This window comes from Methylobacterium sp. WL18 (assembly GCF_008040015.1).
GTDB classification, from domain to species: domain Bacteria; phylum Pseudomonadota; class Alphaproteobacteria; order Rhizobiales; family Beijerinckiaceae; genus Methylobacterium; species Methylobacterium mesophilicum.
In genome coordinates, this window is the sequence record NZ_VRVD01001289.1 from 1 (window position 1) to 522 (window position 522).

Here is a 522-nt window from a genome sequence, read left to right on the forward strand (position 1 = left end):
AGGCGGCGTCGGTGGAGGAGCAGTTCGCCGCCGTGCAGGAGACCGCCGCCACGGTGGACGAGATCACCCATTCCGGCGCCCAGATCGGCAAGCGCGCCACCGAGGTGATCGCCACCGCCCAGGCCACCGCCCAGACCTCCCGGCAGGGCCTGCGCGCGGTCTCGGACACCGCCAAGGCGATGGACGCGATCCGCGAGCAGGCCGAGGCGGTGGCCGGCAACATCGTCAGCCTGTCGGAGAAGACCCAGACGATCGGCGACATCATCGAGACGGTCAACGACATCTCGGAGCGCACGCACCTGCTGGCGCTCAACGCCGCGATCGAGGCGGCGGCGGCCGGCGAGAGCGGGCGCAGCTTCGCCGTGGTGGCCTCCGAGATGAAGCTGCTGGCCGACCAGGCCAAGGCGGCCACCGGTCAGGTCCGGGGGATTTTGGGCGAGATCCAGCGGGGCATCAACACGTCGGTGATGCTGACCGAGGAGGCGGTCAAGCGCGCGGCGGCCGGCAAGACGCGCTCGGACA

General features: G+C 71.3%; 1 protein-coding gene. It reads left to right on the forward strand.

Annotation, left to right across the window (positions count from 1 at the left end; all coding sequences use genetic code 11):
• Positions 1-522, forward strand: a 522-nt coding sequence (locus tag FV228_RS32370) for a methyl-accepting chemotaxis protein (RefSeq protein ID WP_246694122.1), incomplete at both ends; no start/stop codon positions are given.